Below are 19,061 nucleotides of genomic sequence, written 5' to 3'. Positions count from 1 at the left end.
TAAGGTATTCAGATAAGCATGGCCCTACTGCAGATCGCCGAACCCGGTCAGACCCCTCAGCCGCACCAGCGTCGCCTGGCGGTGGGTATCGACCTGGGTACCACCAATTCTCTGGTCGCTGCCTTGCGCAGCGGTCGCAGCGAGCCCCTGCCCGATGCGCAGGGTAATGTCATTCTGCCGTCTGCGGTGCGCTACCTCGAAGGGCGCAGCGAAGTCGGGCAGGCTGCGCGCGATGCCGCTTCCAGCGACCCACTGAACACCGTGCTGTCGGTAAAGCGCCTGATGGGGCGTGGTCTGGCCGACGTCAAGCAACTGGGCGAACAGCTGCCTTACCGCTTCATTGGCGGTGAGTCGCACATGCCGTTCATCGATACCGTCCAGGGGCCGAAAAGCCCGGTGGAAGTGTCCGCCGATATCCTCAAGGTGCTGCGTGAGCGCGCCGAGCAAACCCTCGGCGGCGATCTGGTGGGGGCGGTGATCACCGTGCCGGCCTATTTCGACGACGCCCAGCGCCAGGCCACCAAGGACGCTGCGCGCCTGGCCGGCCTCAATGTACTGCGCCTGCTCAACGAGCCGACCGCAGCGGCCGTGGCCTATGGCCTGGACCAGAACGCCGAAGGCGTGGTGGCCATCTATGACCTGGGTGGCGGTACCTTCGATATTTCCATCCTGCGCCTGACGGCCGGTGTCTTCGAAGTCCTGGCCACCGGCGGCGATACCGCCTTGGGCGGCGATGATTTCGACCATGCCATTGCTGGCTGGATCATCGAGCAGGCTGGCCTGTCCTCCGATCTGGACCCGGCCACCCAGCGCCAGCTGCTGCAGGCCGCCTGCGCCGCCAAGGAAGCCCTGACCGATGCCGACGTAGTCAGTGTCCGCCACGGTGCCTGGCAGGGCGAGCTGAGCCGTGCGGCCTTTGAAGCCATGATCGAACCGTTGGTCGCCCGCAGCCTCAAGGCCTGCCGCCGCGCCGTGCGCGACAGCGGCGTCGAGCTGGAAGAGGTCGGTGCCGTGGTGATGGTGGGCGGTTCGACCCGCGTACCCCGCGTGCGTGACGCTGTCGGCAGCCTGTTCGGCCGCACCCCGCTGACCTCGATCGACCCGGACCAGGTGGTGGCCATCGGTGCTGCCATCCAGGCCGACACCTTGGCTGGCAACCGCCGCGAAGGTGGCGAGTTGCTGCTGCTCGATGTCATCCCGCTGTCCCTGGGCCTTGAGACCATGGGTGGGTTGATGGAGAAAGTGATTCCGCGCAACACCACTATTCCGGTGGCGCGTGCCCAGGAGTTCACCACTTATAAAGATGGCCAGTCGGCCATGATGATCCACGTGCTGCAGGGCGAACGCGAGCTGATCAGCGACTGCCGCTCCCTGGCGCGCTTCGAACTGCGCGGCATCCCGGCGATGGTTGCCGGCGCCGCGAAGATCCGCGTGACCTTCCAGGTCGATGCCGATGGCCTGCTCAGCGTCGCGGCTCGCGAACTGGGGTCGGGGGTCGAGGCCAGCATTCAGGTCAAGCCATCCTACGGCCTGACCGACGGCGAGATCGCCCGCATGCTCAAGGATTCGTTCGAGCACGCAGGCAACGACAAGCAGGCGCGTCAGCTGCGTGAACACCAGGTTGATGGCGAGCGTCTGCTCGAAGCGGTGCAGGGCGCCCTGGACGCCGATGGCGAGCGGCTGCTCAGCAGCGAAGAACGTGAAGCCATTGAATTCCAGATGCAAGAACTACGTGATTTGCTGACCGGCACCGATGGTCCTGCCATCGAGCAACAGACCAAGCGTCTGTCGCAGGTGACCGATGCATTTGCCGCCCGTCGCCTTGATTCGACGGTCAAAGCCGCACTGGCCGGGCGCAACCTGAATGAGATCGAGGAGTAACCGATGCCGCTGGTGACATTCCTGCCGCATGAGAAGTTCTGCCCGGAGGGGCTGACCGTGGAGGTCGCGCCCGGGACCAACATCCTGGAGCTGGCCCACGACCATCACATCGAGATGGAAAGCGCCTGCGGTGGCGTAAAGGCCTGCACCACCTGTCACTGCATTGTTCGCAAAGGTTTCGACTCGCTCGATGAAGCCGACGAGCTGGAAGAGGACATGCTGGACAAGGCCTGGGGCCTGGAGGCCCAGTCGCGCCTCGGCTGCCAGGTAGTCGTCGGTGACCAGGACCTGGCCATAGAGATCCCCAAGTATTCGCTCAACCACGCTGCCGAAGCGCCCCACTGAGGATTTTTGCATGAGTCTGAAATGGGTTGATGTACTTGAGATCGCCATCCAGCTTGCAGAAAGCAAGCCGGAAGTCGATCCTCGTTATGTGAATTTCGTCGATCTGCACCGCTGGGTGCTGGCATTGCCAGAGTTCAGCGACGATCCGTCACGCGGCGGTGAGAAAGTGCTCGAGGCCATCCAGGCGGCCTGGATTGATGAAGCCGACTAAGCGCGACGCTGCAGGTTAGGCAATCCCCTGGAACCCGCGTATAATTCGCGGGTTTAATTTTTCGCAACACTCATATTTCTGGAGTTTTCCATGGCTGTTCAACGTACTTTCTCGATCATCAAGCCTGACGCAGTTGCCAAAAACGTCATCGGCAAGATCACCACTCGCTTCGAAGACGCCGGCCTGAAAATCGTTGCCTCGAAAATCAAGCAACTGTCCAAAGCAGAAGCCGAAGGCTTCTACGCTGAGCACAGCGAGCGCGGCTTCTTCGGCGACCTGGTTGCCTTCATGACTTCCGGTCCGGTTGTCGTTCAGGTTCTGGAAGGCGAAAACGCCATCGCTCTGAACCGTGAGCTGATGGGCGCTACCAACCCTAAAGAAGCTGCTGCCGGCACCATCCGTGCTGACTTCGCCGAGTCGATCGACGCCAACGCCGTTCACGGTTCGGACTCCGAAGCTGCTGCTGCTCGCGAAATCGCTTACTTCTTCGCTGCTACCGAGGTAACCACTCGCTAAGCGAAAGCTTACGGGTGAGGGTGAATCCATGACGACATCTACTGGCAAAATCAACCTGTTGGGCCTGACCCAGCCGGAAATGGAACAATTCTTCGACTCTATCGGGGAGAAGCGCTTCCGTGCCGGCCAGGTGATGAAATGGATTCACCATTTTGGCGTCGATGATTTCGCCGCCATGACGAATGTCGGCAAGGCCTTGCGCGAAAAGCTCGAGGCTGTTGCCGAAATTCGCCCACCGGAAGTGGTCAGTGAAGACATTTCCGCCGACGGCACCCGTAAATGGGTGATCCGCGTTGCCTCCGGCAGCTGCGTCGAGACCGTCTACATTCCCACCGACGACCGCGGCACTTTGTGCGTCTCGTCGCAAGCCGGCTGCGCCCTGGATTGCAGTTTCTGCTCCACCGGCAAGCAAGGCTTCAACAGCAACCTCACCGCCGCCGAAGTGATCGGCCAGGTGTGGCTTGCCAACAAATCCTTCGGGACCGTCCCGGCCAAAGTCGACCGCGCGATTACCAACGTGGTCATGATGGGCATGGGCGAGCCTCTGCTGAACTTCGACAATGTCATCGCCGCCATGAAGATCATGATGGATGATCTGGGCTATGGCATTTCCAAGCGTCGCGTCACCTTGTCCACCTCGGGCGTGGTGCCGATGATCGACGAGCTGGCCAAGCACATCGACGTGTCGCTGGCCCTGTCGCTGCACGCGCCGAACGACGCGCTGCGCAACCAGTTGGTGCCGATCAACAAGAAGTACCCGTTGAAGGTGCTGCTGGAGTCGTGCATGGGCTACATGGCCACCCTGGGCGGCAAGCGCGTGCTGACGGTCGAGTACACCCTGCTCAAGGACGTCAACGACCAGCCCGAGCACGCTGCACAGATGATCGAGCTGCTGCGCGACGTGCCGTGCAAGATCAACCTGATCCCGTTCAACCCGTTCCCGCATTCCGGTTACGAGCGCCCTAGCAACAATGCTATCCGCCGCTTCCAGGACCTGCTGCACCACGGCGGCTTCAACGTCACCACCCGTACCACCCGTGGCGAGGACATCGACGCCGCCTGTGGTCAGCTGGTCGGCCAGGTCAACGACCGTACTCGCCGCAGTGAGCGCTACATCGCCGTGCGCCAGTTGTCTGCCGACGCCGAGCTGCCAGACAGCGCCGCGCGCCACTGACCGAGAACCTAGCCATGAGCCTGCGCGCCGCGCTGTCGATCCTTGCGCTTTTGCTGCTGGCCGGCTGCGTGTCGGGCGGCGCGGGCGATCCGCTGGCCAGTCGGCAGGGGCGGGAAGAGGCGGGCAGGGCTTATGTGCAGCTTGGGCTGGGGTATTTGCAACAAGGCCTGACCGAGCAGGCCAAGGCGCCGCTGGGCAAAGCCCTCGCCCTCGACGCCAGCGATGCCGGCGCACACGCCGCCCTGGCGCTGGTGTTTCAGGCGCAGGGTGAGCCGGGGTTGGCGGAGAAACACTTTCAAAAAGCCCTGCAGGCACGCCCTGGCGATACGCGAATTCGCAACAATTACGGCAGTTTCCTTTATGCTCAGGGGCGATTTGCCGAGGCCAAGCAGATGTTTCGCCTGGCCAGCGCCGATACCCTGTATCCTGAACGCTCCCGCGTGTACGAGAACCTTGGCCTGACTGCCCTGAAGCTCGAACGTCGTGACCAGGCCCACACATATCTGTTCAAAGCGTTGCAACTCAACCCGCAGCAACCGAAAGCGTTGCTGGAAATGGCTGAGTTGTCCTACGAAAACAGGCATTATGTGCCGGCCCTGGACTACTACGATCGTTTCAGCCGGTTGAGCGACCATGACGCCCGTAGCCTTCTGCTGGGCAGCCGCCTTGCCCGGGTATTCGACGAGCAGGGCACACTGGCCGACCTGGGCCAGCAATTACAACGACTTTATCCCGGTACGCCGGAATATCAGCAATACCTGTCGGAGCAACGATGAACGCCGCGCATCCCGAAGTAGCAGTAGCGCCTGGCCAGAACCCCGGTGAGCTTTTGCGCCAGGCCCGTGAGAAGCGGGACTGGTCACAAGCCGAGGTGGCCCGCAAGCTCAACCTCACTGTCAGTTCGTTGAACCACGTGGAAACCGGCGCCTTCGACAAGCTGCCCGGGCACACCTTCGCCCGTGGCTATATCCGCGCCTATGCCAAACTGATGGACCTGGACCAGGCCGCGTTGGTCGAGGCCTTCGACCAGTACACCGGTACCCATGCCAAGGGCAGTGAAGTGCATTCGCTGGGCCGCATCGAAGAACCGGTGCGCCTGTCGCACAACATCCTGCGCGGTGTCAGCCTGCTGCTGCTGGTGGCAGTGGTCGGTGGTGGTTTCGTCTGGTGGCAGGACCAGGGCAGCTTGCGGGGCAAGGACCTGGCCAAGATCGCCCTGGAGCACGTCGAGGTCGAGAGCGCCGACGGCACCACGCAGATCCATCCGCTGGACGAGCCTGAAGACCAGGCCGTGACGGCAGGCCAGCAACCTGAAAGCGCACCGTTGCCGCTGGAACAGGCCGCTGGCGAACAGCCGCCTGCCGCCGCCGAGCAAGCGCCGGCCAGCCCTGCGCAAACCCCAGCTGCAAACGCAACGCCAGCCCCGGCCGCGCAGGCACAAGTGCCCGCCGCAGCCACTGCGCCAACGCCAGCACCTGCTGCAGTAGCACCTGCTGCCACGGCACCTGTCGCTGCTGCCCCTGTGGTAGCCGCCGCCGAGCCGGCCGCACCGGTCGCAGTACCTGCCGGTAGCGCCAAGGTCGCCATCCAGTTCACTGCCGATTGCTGGACCCAGGTCTCCGACGGCAACGGCAAGGTGCTGTTCAGCGCGGTCAAGCGCAAGGGCGACAACCTCGAGCTGACCGGCAAACCGCCGTTCGCGGTACGCCTGGGCTTTGCCCGTGGCGCCCAGGTCAGCTACAACGGCCAGGCCGTCGATGTTGCTCCGTTCACCAGTGGCGAGACTGCTCGCCTGAAGTTGGGACAGTAAGTCATGCACGGCGAATCTCCGATCAAACGTCGCGAATCCCGCAAAATCTGGGTCGGCAATGTGCCGGTGGGTGGTGATGCGCCCATCGCGGTGCAAAGCATGACCAACACCGACACCAACGATGTCGACGCCACCGTCGGCCAGATCCAGCGTCTGGTCGATGCCGGTGTCGACATCGTGCGCGTCTCGGTACCGGACATGGACGCCGCCGAGGCATTCGGCCGCATCAAGCAACGGGTGAGCGTGCCGCTGGTCGCCGACATTCATTTCGACTACAAGATCGCGCTGCGCGTGGCCGAGCTGGGTGTCGACTGCCTGCGTATCAACCCGGGCAACATCGGCCGTGAAGACCGTGTACGCGCGGTGGTCGATGCCGCCCGTGACCGCGGTATCCCGATCCGTATCGGCGTCAACGCAGGCTCCCTGGAAAAGGACCTGCAGAAGAAGTACGGCGAACCGACCCCAGCGGCGCTGGTCGAGTCGGCGTTGCGCCATGTCGAGCACCTGGACCGCCTGGATTTCCAGGACTTCAAGGTCAGCGTCAAGGCCTCCGACGTGTTCATGGCCGTCGAAGCCTATCGCCTGCTGGCCAAACAGATCATCCAGCCCCTGCACCTGGGCATCACCGAAGCCGGTGGCCTGCGATCGGGGACGGTGAAATCCGCCGTCGGCCTCGGTATGCTGCTGGCCGAGGGCATCGGCGATACCATTCGTATCTCCCTGGCCGCTGACCCGGTCGAAGAAGTGAAGGTCGGCTACGACATCCTCAAGTCGCTGCACCTGCGTTCGCGTGGCATCAACTTCATCGCCTGCCCGAGCTGCTCGCGGCAGAACTTCGATGTGGTCAAGACCATGAACGAGCTGGAAGGGCGCCTGGAAGACCTGCTGGTACCGCTGGACGTGGCGGTGATCGGTTGTGTGGTCAACGGCCCCGGCGAAGCCAAGGAAGCCCATGTAGGGCTGACCGGCGGTACGCCGAACCTGATCTACATCGACGGCAAACCGGCGCAGAAGCTGACCAATGACAACCTGGTCGATGAGCTCGAGAAGCTCATCCGCCAGAAAGCGGCCGAGAAGGCCGAGGCCGACGCGGCGCTGATCGCCCGTGGCTGACACACAGCATTCGTAAGGACTTTTCGTGAGCAAATCGCTGCAAGCCATCCGTGGCATGAACGACATCCTGCCAGAACAGTCGCCACTGTGGCGCTACTTCGAAGGCACCGTGGCCGGTCTGCTGGATACCTACGGGTACAGCCAGATCCGCACGCCGATCGTCGAGTTCACCGAGCTGTTCAAACGCTCCATCGGTGAAGTGACCGACATCGTCGAAAAAGAGATGTACACCTTCGAGGACCGCAACGGCGATTCGCTCACCCTGCGTCCTGAAGGTACCGCCGCCTGCGTGCGTGCCGTGCTGGAGCATGGCATCACCGGCAACGGCCAGGTGCAGAAGCTGTGGTACATCGGCCAGATGTTCCGCCACGAGCGCCCGCAGAAAGGCCGTTACCGCCAGTTCCACCAGATCGGCGTGGAAGTGTTCAACCTCGACGGCCCGGACATCGACGCCGAGCTGATCATGCTGACCTGGCGCCTGTGGGGCCTGCTGGGCATCCAGGACGCGGTCAAGCTCGAGCTCAACAGCCTGGGCACCAGCGAAGCCCGTGCGCGCTACCGTGATGCCCTGGTCGAGTTCCTGTCGGCACGCCTTGAGCAGCTGGACGAAGACAGCCAGCGTCGCCTCAAGAGCAACCCGCTGCGCATCCTCGACAGCAAGGACCAGAACACCCAGGCGGTGCTGGTCGGTGCACCGAAGCTCGAAGATTACCTGGACGAAGCGTCCCGCGTGCACTTCGAGGGCCTCAAAGCCCGTCTGGATGCGGCCGGCATCCCGTTCGTGATCAACACCAAGCTGGTGCGTGGCCTGGACTACTACAGCAAGACCGTGTTCGAGTGGGTGACCGACAAGCTCGGTGCCCAAGGCACCGTCTGTGCCGGTGGCCGCTACGACGGCCTGGTCGAGCAGATGGGCGGCAAGCCGACCACTGGTGTAGGTTTCGCCATGGGTATCGAGCGCTTGATTCTGCTGCTGGAGACCCTGGGCAAGGTGCCCGAGTCGATCAGCCGTCAGGTCGATGTCTACCTCTGCGCCTTCGGTGAACAGGCAGAGCTGGCTGGCCTGCGTCTGTCCGAAAGCCTGCGTGATCGCCTGCCGGGCCTGCGCCTGGTGGTCAACGCTGGTGGCGGCAGCTTCAAGAGCCAATTCAAGAAAGCCGACAAGAGCGGCGCGCTGTTGGCCCTGATTCTTGGCGACGACGAGCTGGCCAAGCAGGAAATCGGCGTGAAGCCCCTGCGTGGCCAGGGCGAACAACAGAACATTGCCTGGGATGCTCTGGCTGAGCACCTGGAAACCGCAATCGCTCAGGCGTAACGCGGTTCAACAAGCGAATAGGCGAAAAGGAGTATTGGGGTGTCGAGTACAGATGATGATGACCTGGCAGGGGTCAAGGACTGGTGGAACCGCAACGGCAAGCCACTGCTGACCGGTGCCCTGCTGGCCGGCGTGGTGGTGTTGGGCTGGAATACCTGGCACAAGTACCAGAACAACCAGTCGCAAGGTGCCTCGCAGCTGTACCAGGCATTGCTTGAGACCAGCCTGACGCCAAGCGGCCAGCCAGACGCGACCAAGGTCGCGGAACTGGCCGGCAAGCTCAAGAGCGAATTCGGCGGTACCGCCTACGCCCAGTATGGCAGCCTGTTCGTGGCCAAGGTCGCGGTCGAGAGCGGCAAGCTCGACGACGCCGCCGCCGAGCTCAAGGGTGTGCTGGACAAGCCAGCCGATACCACGCTTGGCGAGATTTCGCGCCAGCGCCTGGCCCGTGTACTGGCTGCCCAGGACAAGGCCGACGAGGCCCTCAAGCTGCTCGACGGCGACGCCGACAAGGCGTTCCTGGCCAGCCGCGAAGAATTGAAGGGTGACCTGCTGGTACAGCTTGGTCGCGCCGACGATGCCCACAGCGCTTATGAAAAAGCCAAGGCCGCGCTGTCCGATGAGGCGGCGGTCGGTGGCCTGCAATTGAAGCTGGATGACCTGGCCAAAGGGGACGCCTGACGTGATCGGTTGGAAACAAGCAGCAGTGCTGACCCTGGCCGTTCTGGCCGCGGGTTGCAGCAGCAACAGCAAGAAGGAACTGCCCCCGGCCGAGCTGACCAAGTTCACCGAGGAAGTGGTACTGAAGAAGCAGTGGAGCCGTTCGATCGGTGACGGCCAGGGCGAGACGTACAACACCCTGGTACCGGCCATCGAAAACGACCGTATCTATGCCTCCGACGTCAACGGCGAAGTCTTCGCCCTCGACCGTATCACCGGCGACGTAGCCTGGAAGAAAGACCTCGACCTGCAGGTGTCGGGCGCTGTCGGTGTGGGTTACGGGCTGGTCATGCTCGGTACCCTCAAAGGCGAAGTCATCGCGCTGGACTCCAGCACCGGTGAAGAGCGCTGGCGCTCACGCGTGACCAGTGAAGTGCTGGCACCACCGGCCAACAATGGTGACGTGGTGGTGGTGCAGACCCAGGACGACCGCCTGATCGGCCTCGATGCCGCGACCGGCGACCGCCGCTGGATCTATGAAAGCACCCCGGCCGTGCTGACCCTGCGGGGCACCGGTGCGCCGATCGTGACCAACCGCATGGCGGTTGCCGGCCTGTCCACCGGCAAAGTGATCGCGGTGGATATCAGCAACGGCGTGCCGGTGTGGGAGAGCCGCGTGGCCATCCCGCAGGGGCGTTCCGAGCTGGACCGCGTAGTGGATATCGACGGCGGCTTGCTGCTGTCCGGTGGTACCCTGTACGTCAGCACCTACCAGGGCCGCGTAGCGGGCCTGGACCTGGAAAGCGGCCGTGTGCTGTGGCAGCGTGATGCTTCCAGCTACGTGGGTGTCGCCCAGGGTTACGGTAACGTCTATGTCAGCGAAGCCTCGGGTACCGTTGAAAGTGTCGACGAGCGCTCTTCCAGCGCCCTGTGGACCAACGATTCCATGGCTCGCCGTCAGCTGTCGGCACCGGAAGTGTTCTCCAGCTACGTGGCTGTAGGTGACTTCGAGGGTTACCTGCACCTGCTCAGCCAGGTCGATGGCCGCTTCGTCGGTCGCGAGCGAATCGACAGTGATGGCCTGCGCGCCCGGCCCCTGGTGGTCGGCGACACCATCTACGTTTTCGGCAACAGCGGCAAGCTCGAGGCACTGACCGTCCGCTGAAGCTAAGCTCAAGTCCGCCAACGGGCTTGAGCCGCGGTGTAGGAAACGCCGCACATACTCCGGCCGCTGCCTTGCAGCGGCCTTTGCATTTTCAAGAATTCAAGAGTGGAGAGCCGCATGGTTCCCGTAATCGCCCTGGTGGGACGGCCGAACGTCGGCAAATCCACCATGTTCAACCGCCTGACCAAAACCCGCGATGCCATCGTCGGTGACCTGTCGGGTCTGACCCGTGACCGCCAGTATGGTGATGCCTCCTGGCAGGGTCGTTCCTTCATCCTGATCGACACCGGTGGTATCACCGGTGACGAAGTGGGCATGGACGAGAAGATGGCCGAGCAGTCGCTCATGGCCATCGAAGAAGCCGACTATGTGCTGTTCCTGGTCGATGCCCGTGCGGGCATGACCGCAGCAGACCTGATGATCGCCGAGCACCTGCGCAAGCGGAACAAGTCGGCGATTCTGGTCGCCAACAAGATCGACAACATCGACCCTGACGTCGCCCGCGCCGAGTTCTCGCCGATGGGCATGGGCAACGCCATCCCGGTGGCGGGCTCCCAGGGCCGTGGTATCAGCGCCCTGATGGAAGCCGTGCTCGGCCACCTGCCGCGCGATGCCGAAGACGAAGCGCTGGACCAGGACGTCGCCGAAGGCGAGGAAGCCGTGCGCATCCCTGGCCCGAGCGAAAAGGATGGCATCAAGATCGCCATCATCGGCCGCCCGAACGTCGGCAAGTCGACCCTGGTCAACCGCATGCTCGGCGAAGAGCGCGTGGTGGTCTACGACGAGCCGGGTACTACCCGTGACAGTATCTACATCCCGTTCGAGCGTGATGGCGACAAGTACACCTTCATCGACACCGCCGGGGTGCGCAAGCGCGGCAAGATCCACGAGGAAGTCGAGAAGTTCTCCGTGGTCAAGACGCTGCAGGCGATCAAGGACGCCAACGTCGTGATCTTCGTCATGGATGCCCGCGAAGGGGTGGTCGACCATGACCTGAACCTGCTGGGCTTCGCCCTCGAAGCCGGCCGCGCCATCGTCATCGCCCTGAACAAGTGGGATGGCATGGAGCCGGGTGAGCGCGCCTACGTGAAGACCGAGCTGGAGCGCCGGCTGTTCTTCGTCGACTTCGCCGACATCCACTTCATTTCCGCGCTGCACGGCACGGGCGTGGGCAACCTGTACAAGTCGGTACAGGCCGCGTTCATGTCGGCGGTGACCCGCTGGCCGACCAGCCGCCTGACGCAGATCCTCGAAGACGCCGTGAGCGAGCACCAGCCGCCGCTGGTCAATGGCCGCCGCATCAAGCTGCGCTATGCGCACTTGGGGGGTGCCAACCCGCCGCTGATCGTGATCCACGGCAACCAGACCGACAGCATTCCCAAGTCGTACTCGCGTTACCTGGAAAACACCTATCGCCGCGTGCTCAAGCTGGTCGGTACGCCGATCCGTATCGAGTACAAGGGGGGTGAAAACCCGTACGAGGGCAAGAAAAACACCCTCACCGATCGCCAGGTCAACAAGAAGCGCCGCTTGATGTCGCACCACAAGAAGGCCGAGAAGAAGCGCCGCGACAAGCGCTAACTAGCGGCAAGCTACAAGCTCAAAGCTGCAAGAAAAAGCAGGCGGTGATGCATGCCGCTTTTTCTTGTGGCTTGAAACTTGTAGCTTATAGCTCTCAGTCCCCAGGAAAGAGGGCTCCATGATCCGCAGCAAACTGCCGAATGTCGGCACGACCATCTTCACTACCATGTCCCAGCTCGCCGTGCAGACCGGTGCGCTCAACCTCTCCCAGGGTTTCCCCGACTTCAATGGCCCGCAGGCCCTGCTCGATGCAGTGGGCCGGCATGTGGCCGCCGGGCATAATCAGTACGCGCCGATGACCGGCCTGCCGGCCCTGCGCCAGCAGGTAGCGGCCAAGGTCGAGCGCCTGTATGGGGCCAAGGTCGATGCCGATCAGGAAGTGACCATCACCCCCGGTGCCACCGAGGCGATCTTCTGCGCCATTCAGGCGGTGATCCACAGCGGTGACGAGGTGATCGTCTTCGACCCTTGTTACGACAGCTATGAACCTTCCGTAGAGCTGGCCGGCGGTCGTTGCGTGCATGTACAGCTCAGTGACGGCGACTTCCGCATCGACTGGCAGAAGTTCAGCGATGCCCTGAGCCCGCGCACACGCATGGTCATCCTCAATTCGCCGCACAACCCCAGCGGCGCGCTGATCACCCGAGAAGACCTGGACCAGTTGGCGCGGCTGATTGCCGAGCGCGATATCTACCTGGTCAGTGATGAAGTCTACGAACACCTGGTCTACGACGGTGTAGGCCACGCCAGCGTGCTGGCCCATGCCGAGCTGTATAGCCGTGCCTTCGTGGTCAGTTCGTTCGGCAAGACCTACCATGTGACGGGGTGGAAGACCGGCTACGTGATTGCGCCAGCGGCCCTGAGTGCAGAGCTGCGCAAGGTGCACCAGTACGTCAACTTCTGCGGGGTGACGCCTTTGCAGTGCGCGCTCGCGGACTTCATGGCCGAGCACCCCGAGCACCTCGACCAACTGCCCGGCTTCTACCAGGCCAAGCGCGACCTGTTCTGCGACTTGCTGGCGGGTTCGCGCTTCAGTTTCCGCCGCGCGGCGGGCACCTACTTCCAACTGGTGGACTATTCGCAGATCCGCCCGGACCTGAACGACGTCGACATGGCGCTGTGGCTGACCCGTGAGCATGGCGTGGCGACCATTCCGGTGTCGGTGTTCTACCAGCAACCTATCCCCGAGCAACGCCTGGTGCGCCTGTGCTTTGCCAAACGTGAGGAGACGCTGCGTCAAGCAGCGGAAAAACTATGCGCGATCTGAGTGCACTGCCCAACCTGAAAATCGCTCTGGTGCAAACCACCTTGGCCTGGCATGACCGCGAGGCCAACTATGCGCATTTCGAGGTATTGCTCGACCAGGCAGGTGATGTCGACCTGGTGATCCTGCCCGAGATGTTCACCACTGGGTTTTCCATGGAGTCGCAACGCCTGGCCGAGCCTGAGAACGGCCCCACCTACAAATGGCTCAAGGCCCAGGCCAAGCGGATCGACGCAGTGGTCACCGGCAGCGTGATCATCCAGGCCGCCGATGGCAGCCACCGCAACCGCTTGCTTTGGGCACGGCCGGATGGCGAGATCCTGCACTATGACAAGCGCCACCTGTTCCGCATGGCCGGTGAGCACAAGTACTACACCCCGGGCGAACGCCAGGTGCAGTTCGAGATCAAGGGCTGGCGGGTGCGCCCACTGATCTGCTACGACCTGCGTTTCCCGGTGTGGAGCCGCGATGCCCAGGACACCGACCTGTTGCTGTATACCGCCAACTGGCCGGCCGCGCGCCGCCAGCACTGGAACCGCCTGCTGCCGGCCCGCGGCATCGAGAACCTGTGTTATGTGGCGGCGGTGAACCGCGTGGGCACCGATGGCAAGGGCTTCGCTTATTCGGGTGACAGCCAGGTGCTGGACTTCCAGGGCGAGAGCCTGCTCAGCGCGGGCGAGGCGGACGGGGTATTCACGGTGGTGTTGCGGGCGGCGGAGCTGGCGGCTTACCGCAGCAAGTTCCCGGCTAACCTGGATGCTGATACTTTCGAGCTTCACTGAGTCAGCACCGGCCCTTGTGTAGGAGCGGCCTTGCCGGTCCGGCGCCCCGGCAAGGCCGCTCCTACACAAAGACGGGCTGTATCAGTTGTGGCAGTGATCAGTACACATCCCGCCGATAGCGCCCCTCTTCGATCAATTGCTCGACCAACGTTTCTCCGAGAATGCCCTTCAGCGCGGCATCAACACCGGCAGCCATCCCTTGCAGGCTGCCACAGACATACACACAGGCCCCGTCGGCGACCCAGCGCTTGACCGCTTCGGCCTGCTGCAGCAACACATCCTGCACATACACCTTCTCTGCCTGATCCCGCGAAAACGCGAGGTCCAAGCGCGCCAGGTCACCGCTGCCCAGCCAGCCTTGCAGCTCATCACCGCATAGCAGGTCGTGGGCCCGGTTACGCTCCCCGAACAACAGCCAGTTGCGCTGCTCGCCCGCGTTGATGCGTGCCTTGATCAAGCTGCGCAGACCTGCCAGCCCGGTACCGTTGCCGATCAGAATCATCGGCACCGGCGACGCGGGCAGGTGGAAGCCACTATTGCGGCGAAGGCGCAAGCCAAGCGCGCCATCCACCGGCAGGTACTCGGTCAGCCAACCGGAACCCAGGCCGAGGGTGTCATCGGGGTGACGTTCCTGGCGCACGATCAACTCCAGCACACCGTCACTGGCGATCGAGGCGATGGAGTATTCACGCGTGCCGATCGGTACCAGCGCATCGACCAGCGCCTGGGCGTGCAGCCCCACCAGGTGATCGCGCCGGCTCGGCAGCTGGCGGCTGGCCAGCGCCTGACCCAAGGTTTCGCTCAGGCCGTCGAGCTGCACGGTCGTGTCGGCATTCCGGCCCAGGCCGTGGAGGAAGGCATCGACCCGCGGCTGACCATTGCGCGGCAAGATTTCCACCAGGTCACCAGCCTGCCAGCTGGCGGGCGCTTCGGCACGCAGGCCGATCAGGTAAACCGGCTGGCCTTGGCTGCCCGGGTTCATCAGTGCGCGTTGCACCAGTGTCCAGTTGCCGAAGCTTGCTGGCTGCCAGGCCGTTACTGGCTGAGCGCCGGTCAGTTGCGCCAGTGCCTGCTGCCATTGCTGCAGGGCCGCCGGGTCGGCGCTGTCCACCTCTACCGGGCTGAACGCAGTGCTGGCGCCGCGCTCAGCCAACCAGGCCTGCAGGCGCCGGGCGAAACCGCAGAAGTGCGGATACTGACGGTCGCCCAAGGCGAGCACTGCGTAGTTGAGGTTGTTCAGCGCCCAGGGCTGGCCAAGCACCTTGCGTTCGAACGCGCGGGCGCTGTCAGGGGCTTCCCCGTCGCCAAACGTACTGACCACGAACAGTGCACGGCGAGCTTGGCGCAAGTCATCCTCGCCCAGTTCGGCCAAGGCGCGGACCTGCACCGGCAGGCCTGCAGCCTGCAACTGCCCGGCACTCTGCCAGGCCAGCTGTTCGGCAAAGCCGCTTTGGCTGGCGAAGCTGACCAACCAGCTGTCGCTGCCGGCGTTGACGCTGTCGACGCTGCCGCGGGCGGCGCGCACCTGGCGCTTCTTGCGGCGGCGGTCGAGGTACAGCAGCCAACCCGTCACGAAGAACAGCGGCATGGTCAGGCTGGCGACGGTGACGATGATGCGCCCTGGCAGGCCGAAGTACTCGCCCACGTGCAGGGCGTAAACGCTCTGCAGCAACTGCGCCTTGAAGGATTTGTCGGCGTAGCGGTCGTGGTTTTTCACCTGGCCGGTGGCCGGGTCCAGCACCAGGGTGTCGAAGGCGCGCGGGTGCGCAGCGTTGTCCCGCAGGAAGAACAGGTTGGCCGGTTGCCCACCTGCCGGTGGCAGGCGCAAGTTGTAGGCGGCCAGGCCCGGGCCTGCGGCAGCCTTGAGGCTGGCCCAGATGGCGTCGTAGTCGACCACCAGCGGTGGTGCGTTCTTGTCGACCTTCTGTGGCCCATGGCGGCCACGGCCTTCGCCGCGTTTTTGCTGCTGGCCTGCTGCCGGCGCGTCGGCCAGCAGCGAGTTCAGGCCTTGGCGATACCATTCATAGGACCAGAACAGGCCGGTGAGGGCGAACAACAGATAGAACAGCAGGCACCAGGTACCGGCCACGGCGTGCAGGTCCCAGTTGAAGGCGCGGCCTTTCTTGGCCCAGTCGAAGGTCAGCCAGACCCGCCAGTTGAGCGCCTTGCGCGGCCAGCGCAGGTACAGGCCGGAGAGGCAGAAGAAGATCAGCATCAGGGTGCAGGCGCCGGTGATCTGCCGGCCACTGTCGCCCATGGCCAGGAAACGGTGCAGGTTGAGCATCAGGTTGAAGAAGTCCTGCCCGGCCACGTCGCCCTTGAGCTCGCCGGTGTACGGGTCGGCATAGCGCAGCTCGCCGCGGCGCTGACCCGGCGGTGGGGTGAAGAAGATACGCGCTGCGTTGCCCTGATGAAGGTCGACCCACAGCATCGACACCTTCTCGCCTTTCGCAGCCTCGACCCGCTGCACCAGTTCGGCGGGCGGCAGCACGCCCTCGGGGCGCACTTCGACCTTCAGCACATCGGCATTGAACGCACGCAGCAGTTCTTCCTGAAACGACCAGATCGCCCCGGTGATCCCCATCAAGGCCAGCACCAGGCCAGCGGTGATGCCAAAGAACCAGTGCAATTGGAACAGCGTCTTCTTCACCACATCGATCACCTTGTCGTGCTGCCGCAACCTGCGCGGCGTGCATTATGCCTTGGTACGCAAAAGCCCCGCTCACTGGAATGAACGGGGCTCCGGGTTGCTGCTTTAGAAGTGGACGCTGGTGGTCAACAATGCGGTCCGGCCCGCCGCCTGGTTGGCGAAGTGGGTGGAGAACGCCTTGTCGTAGTACACCTCGTTGGTCAGGTTCTGCACGTTCAGCTGCAGGTCGACGTTCTTGGTCAGCTTGTAGGCCGCCATGGCGTCGTAACGTACATAGCTGTCGACCATGGTGGTGTTGGCCACGCTGCCGTAAACGTCATCCACATAGAACGCGCCGCCACCGACGGTGAGCTTCGGCGTGATCGCGTAAGTGGTCCACAGGCTGGCGCTGTTGTTCGGCGTGTTCGGCAGCTGGTTGCCGTCGTTGGCCTTGCCCAGCGGGCCGCCGTCGATCTGGCGGGCCTGCATGTAGGTGTAACCGGCGAAGACCTGCCACTTGTCGGTCAGCTTGCCGCTGGCCGACAGCTCGATGCCCTGCACGCGGGTTTCGCCGACGTTTTCGTAGCTGGTGGTATCCACCTGCACGCGGGCGTTTTCCTTCTCGGTGCGGAACAGCGCGGCGGCCAGGGACAGGCGCTGGTCGAGCAGGTCCCACTTGGTGCCGATCTCGTAGTTGGTGGTTTCTTCCGGCTCCATGTCGCTGCTCAGCAGGTTGCCGGCGCGGTCGCTGGTGTTGCCCAGCGGGTTGCCTTCGGTGCCTTCACCCAGCATTGCGCCGGGTGGCGTTGCGGAGGTGGCGTAGGAGACATAGATGCTGCCGTTTTCGGCCGGTTTCCAGACCAGGCCCAGCTGGCCGGTGATGAACTCGCTGGTGTCACGGCCCTTGGAAGCAACGCCCTTGCTGTTCACCACGGTAGCGCCGGCGGCATCGTAAGTGCGGTACTGGGTGTCGAAGTGGTCGTAACGCAGCCCCATGTTCAGCAGCCAGTCAGGCGTCAGCTCCAGGGTGTCGAATACGTAGAGCGCGCGGGTATTGCTCTTGGTGTCGGTGCCCGCGTAGTTGCGCGCAATGTTGCCGTTCCAAGGGTCGTCCGGGTTCGGGTTGCTCAGCGAGGTGCAGTTGTAACCGCTGCTGGCGCCGATCATGCCTGGGGTGCAGTTGCTGTTGGCGCTGCCGCCCGGCACGGTATCGGTGTCGACGGTGTAGGACGAACGCTTGCTCTCTTCGCGGCTCAGCTCGATACCAGTGGAGAAGCTGTTCTTCATGCCGCCCAGGTAGAACTCGCCAAACAGGTCAGTCTGGTTGGTGGTAGTGGCGGTGTTGCCGACACGGCTGTTGGCGCGGCGCCAGACGCTGCCGTTGTTGACGTTGCCCTTGCTGTCGTCCGGCTGGGTCAGGATGTAGTCCTGCATGCTGTTGCCATGGCGCAGGGTGTTCTTGACGGTCAGCGAGTCGGTCAGGTCGTGTTCGATCGCGAAGGTGGCGATGTCGACCCGGCTCTTGCGCAAGTCACGGCCGGTCAGGCCGTAGAAGTTGTCGCTGTCGCCACCGTCGTTCGGCTTGCTCGGGTGCGCCGAGGTGCGCCCGCCGCTGCCCGTCGTCGGGATGGTGTACGGGATGCCCGAATCCGGCAGGTCGTCGCTTTCCAGGTGGTAGTAGTCGAGGTTGACGCGGGTCGGCGTGCCCAGGCCGAAGGCCAGGGACGGGGCGATGCCCCAGCGGTCGTAATTGACCTTGTCACGGCCGGCGACGTTGCTCTCGTGGGTCATCAGGTTGAGACGACCGGCGACGGTGTCGCTGAACTGGTAGTTGCCATCGAAGGTGTAGCGTTGGGTCTGGTCACTGCCCCAGGTCCAGGCGCCGTCCAGCGAGTTGCCCAGGTGCGCACGCTTGCTCACCAGGTTGATGGTGCCGCCTGCGGCGCCTCGGCCACCGATGGCCGAGTTCGGGCCCTTGGCCACTTCCACCGACTCGATGGCGAAGATCTCACGGGTTTGCGCGCCGGTATCACGCACGCCGTCCAGGTAGGTATCGCCCTGGGCGTCGAAGCCGCGGATGAACGGGCGGTCGCCCTGGGGGTTGCCGCCTTCACCGGCACCAAAGGTGATGCCAGGTACCGTACGCAGGGCGTCCTGCAGGCTGAGGGCGTTGGTGTCCTTGATGACCTGCTGCGGGATCACCGTGACCGAGCGCGGTGTATCGACCAGCGGCGCGGTGTACTTCTGCGACGAGGCTTTCTCGACCTTGTAGTCGGTGCTGGCCTGTTCGGCCTTGCCGTTGACGCTGGTGGCATCAAGGGTAACGGCACGGTTGGCGGCAGGCTCGGCAGCGTAGGCGGTCGAGGCAGTGATGGCGACGCCGATGGCGGTCACGATCAGGCGTGGCGAACTCACAGCAGATGGCACGTAGTGACGCATTGGTAAGGACCTTCCCCAAGGTGATAAGGCGGCGGATCTTAATGTAAGCAATTGTGACTAACAATTGAGAGTCGTTACCATTCGTGAATAATTTACAATCTTTACAGTTTGCCGTTACGGTTTTCGTCGGCTGAAACGTCTTAAGCGGCGAATGGGGCTTGTGGTGTGTAAAAGGT

The 19,061-nt window shown here is 63.4% G+C and carries 16 protein-coding genes; 14 read left to right on the top strand and 2 right to left on the bottom strand.

The genetic code is table 11. The annotated features are described in order from the left end of the window. Positions 1–18 precede the first annotated feature (18 nt). From hscA to DJ563_RS16560, 14 genes are all read left to right on the top strand, one after another. Positions 19–1,881 (top strand): Fe-S protein assembly chaperone HscA, encoded by a 1,863-nt coding sequence (gene hscA, locus DJ563_RS16625; protein ID WP_434518047.1) that lies wholly within the window; start codon positions 19–21, stop codon positions 1,879–1,881. Positions 1,882–1,884: 3 nt separating this feature from the next. After that, positions 1,885–2,226 (top strand): ISC system 2Fe-2S type ferredoxin, encoded by a 342-nt coding sequence (gene fdx, locus DJ563_RS16620; protein WP_258714445.1) that lies wholly within the window; start codon positions 1,885–1,887, stop codon positions 2,224–2,226. 10 nt (positions 2,227–2,236) lie between these two features. Continuing rightward, the gene (iscX, locus tag DJ563_RS16615; RefSeq protein ID WP_003248529.1) at positions 2,237–2,437 is read left to right on the top strand and encodes a Fe-S cluster assembly protein IscX; all 201 of its coding nucleotides are present in this window, start codon (positions 2,237–2,239) and stop codon (positions 2,435–2,437) included. A gap of 90 nt (positions 2,438–2,527) precedes the next feature. Further along, the gene (gene ndk / locus DJ563_RS16610; protein ID WP_033701183.1) at positions 2,528–2,953 is read left to right on the top strand and encodes a nucleoside-diphosphate kinase; all 426 of its coding nucleotides are present in this window, start codon (positions 2,528–2,530) and stop codon (positions 2,951–2,953) included. 28 nt (positions 2,954–2,981) lie between these two features. Further along, positions 2,982–4,127: a 23S rRNA (adenine(2503)-C(2))-methyltransferase RlmN gene (rlmN, locus tag DJ563_RS16605; protein ID WP_033701180.1), complete on the top strand. Its 1,146-nt coding sequence runs from the start codon at positions 2,982–2,984 to the stop codon at positions 4,125–4,127. A 14-nt stretch (positions 4,128–4,141) separates the two neighbouring features. After that, complete coding sequence (gene pilW / locus DJ563_RS16600; RefSeq protein ID WP_274098483.1) at positions 4,142–4,903, top strand: type IV pilus biogenesis/stability protein PilW; 762 nt, start codon at positions 4,142–4,144, stop codon at positions 4,901–4,903. Next, a complete protein-coding gene (locus DJ563_RS16595; protein ID WP_274098482.1) occupies positions 4,900–5,937 on the top strand; it encodes a RodZ domain-containing protein in 1,038 nt (345 codons plus the stop codon). Before pilW ends, DJ563_RS16595 begins: the two co-directional genes overlap by 4 nt. 3 nt (positions 5,938–5,940) lie before the next feature. Then, positions 5,941–7,050 (top strand): flavodoxin-dependent (E)-4-hydroxy-3-methylbut-2-enyl-diphosphate synthase, encoded by a 1,110-nt coding sequence (ispG, locus tag DJ563_RS16590; RefSeq protein WP_033701177.1) that lies wholly within the window; start codon positions 5,941–5,943, stop codon positions 7,048–7,050. 25 nt (positions 7,051–7,075) lie between these two features. Further along, positions 7,076–8,365: a histidine--tRNA ligase gene (gene hisS, locus DJ563_RS16585; protein ID WP_186656982.1), complete on the top strand. Its 1,290-nt coding sequence runs from the start codon at positions 7,076–7,078 to the stop codon at positions 8,363–8,365. 39 nt (positions 8,366–8,404) lie between these two features. Further along, complete coding sequence (locus tag DJ563_RS16580; protein ID WP_033701175.1) at positions 8,405–9,046, top strand: tetratricopeptide repeat protein; 642 nt, start codon at positions 8,405–8,407, stop codon at positions 9,044–9,046. 1 nt (position 9,047) lies between these two features. Further along, entirely contained in the window at positions 9,048–10,190 is a 1,143-nt protein-coding gene (gene bamB, locus DJ563_RS16575; protein ID WP_033701523.1) for an outer membrane protein assembly factor BamB, read from the top strand. Positions 10,191–10,307: 117 nt separating this feature from the next. Beyond that, a complete protein-coding gene (der, locus tag DJ563_RS16570) occupies positions 10,308–11,771 on the top strand; it encodes a ribosome biogenesis GTPase Der (RefSeq protein WP_033701174.1) in 1,464 nt (487 codons plus the stop codon). A 118-nt stretch (positions 11,772–11,889) separates the two neighbouring features. After that, positions 11,890–13,038 (top strand): pyridoxal phosphate-dependent aminotransferase, encoded by a 1,149-nt coding sequence (locus DJ563_RS16565; protein WP_033701171.1) that lies wholly within the window; start codon positions 11,890–11,892, stop codon positions 13,036–13,038. Then, complete coding sequence (locus DJ563_RS16560) at positions 13,026–13,817, top strand: amidohydrolase (RefSeq protein WP_434518046.1); 792 nt, start codon at positions 13,026–13,028, stop codon at positions 13,815–13,817. The genes DJ563_RS16565 and DJ563_RS16560 overlap by 13 nt, the downstream gene beginning before the upstream one ends. Before the next feature lie 97 nt (positions 13,818–13,914). Here DJ563_RS16560 and DJ563_RS16555 read toward each other — a convergent pair whose 3' ends face one another. Next, on the bottom strand, positions 13,915–16,470 hold the full coding sequence (locus DJ563_RS16555; RefSeq protein WP_434518045.1) for a PepSY domain-containing protein: 2,556 nt from the start codon (positions 16,468–16,470) through the stop codon (positions 13,915–13,917). 102 nt (positions 16,471–16,572) lie between these two features. Beyond that, the gene (locus tag DJ563_RS16550; RefSeq protein ID WP_434518044.1) at positions 16,573–18,885 is read right to left on the bottom strand and encodes a TonB-dependent receptor; all 2,313 of its coding nucleotides are present in this window, start codon (positions 18,883–18,885) and stop codon (positions 16,573–16,575) included. Positions 18,886–19,061 lie beyond the last annotated feature (176 nt).

The sequence above is a fragment of the Pseudomonas sp. NFX1 genome, assembly GCF_051123555.1.
Classification (GTDB): domain Bacteria; phylum Pseudomonadota; class Gammaproteobacteria; order Pseudomonadales; family Pseudomonadaceae; genus Aquipseudomonas; species Aquipseudomonas capeferrum.
Note: the sequence above shows the minus strand (reverse complement) of the source record. Positions and strands in the feature narration are given on the sequence as shown.

Coding starts and splice junctions, on each gene's coding strand:
- hscA (WP_434518047.1), top strand. CDS start 19: ATGGCCCTACTGCAGATCGCCGAACCCGGTCAGACCCCTCAGCCGCAC.
- fdx (WP_258714445.1), top strand. CDS start 1,885: ATGCCGCTGGTGACATTCCTGCCGCATGAGAAGTTCTGCCCGGAGGGG.
- iscX (WP_003248529.1), top strand. CDS start 2,237: ATGAGTCTGAAATGGGTTGATGTACTTGAGATCGCCATCCAGCTTGCA.
- ndk (WP_033701183.1), top strand. CDS start 2,528: ATGGCTGTTCAACGTACTTTCTCGATCATCAAGCCTGACGCAGTTGCC.
- rlmN (WP_033701180.1), top strand. CDS start 2,982: ATGACGACATCTACTGGCAAAATCAACCTGTTGGGCCTGACCCAGCCG.
- pilW (WP_274098483.1), top strand. CDS start 4,142: ATGAGCCTGCGCGCCGCGCTGTCGATCCTTGCGCTTTTGCTGCTGGCC.
- DJ563_RS16595 (WP_274098482.1), top strand. CDS start 4,900: ATGAACGCCGCGCATCCCGAAGTAGCAGTAGCGCCTGGCCAGAACCCC.
- ispG (WP_033701177.1), top strand. CDS start 5,941: ATGCACGGCGAATCTCCGATCAAACGTCGCGAATCCCGCAAAATCTGG.
- der (WP_033701174.1), top strand. CDS start 10,308: ATGGTTCCCGTAATCGCCCTGGTGGGACGGCCGAACGTCGGCAAATCC.
- DJ563_RS16565 (WP_033701171.1), top strand. CDS start 11,890: ATGATCCGCAGCAAACTGCCGAATGTCGGCACGACCATCTTCACTACC.
- DJ563_RS16560 (WP_434518046.1), top strand. CDS start 13,026: ATGCGCGATCTGAGTGCACTGCCCAACCTGAAAATCGCTCTGGTGCAA.
- DJ563_RS16550 (WP_434518044.1), bottom strand. CDS start 18,885: ATGCGTCACTACGTGCCATCTGCTGTGAGTTCGCCACGCCTGATCGTG.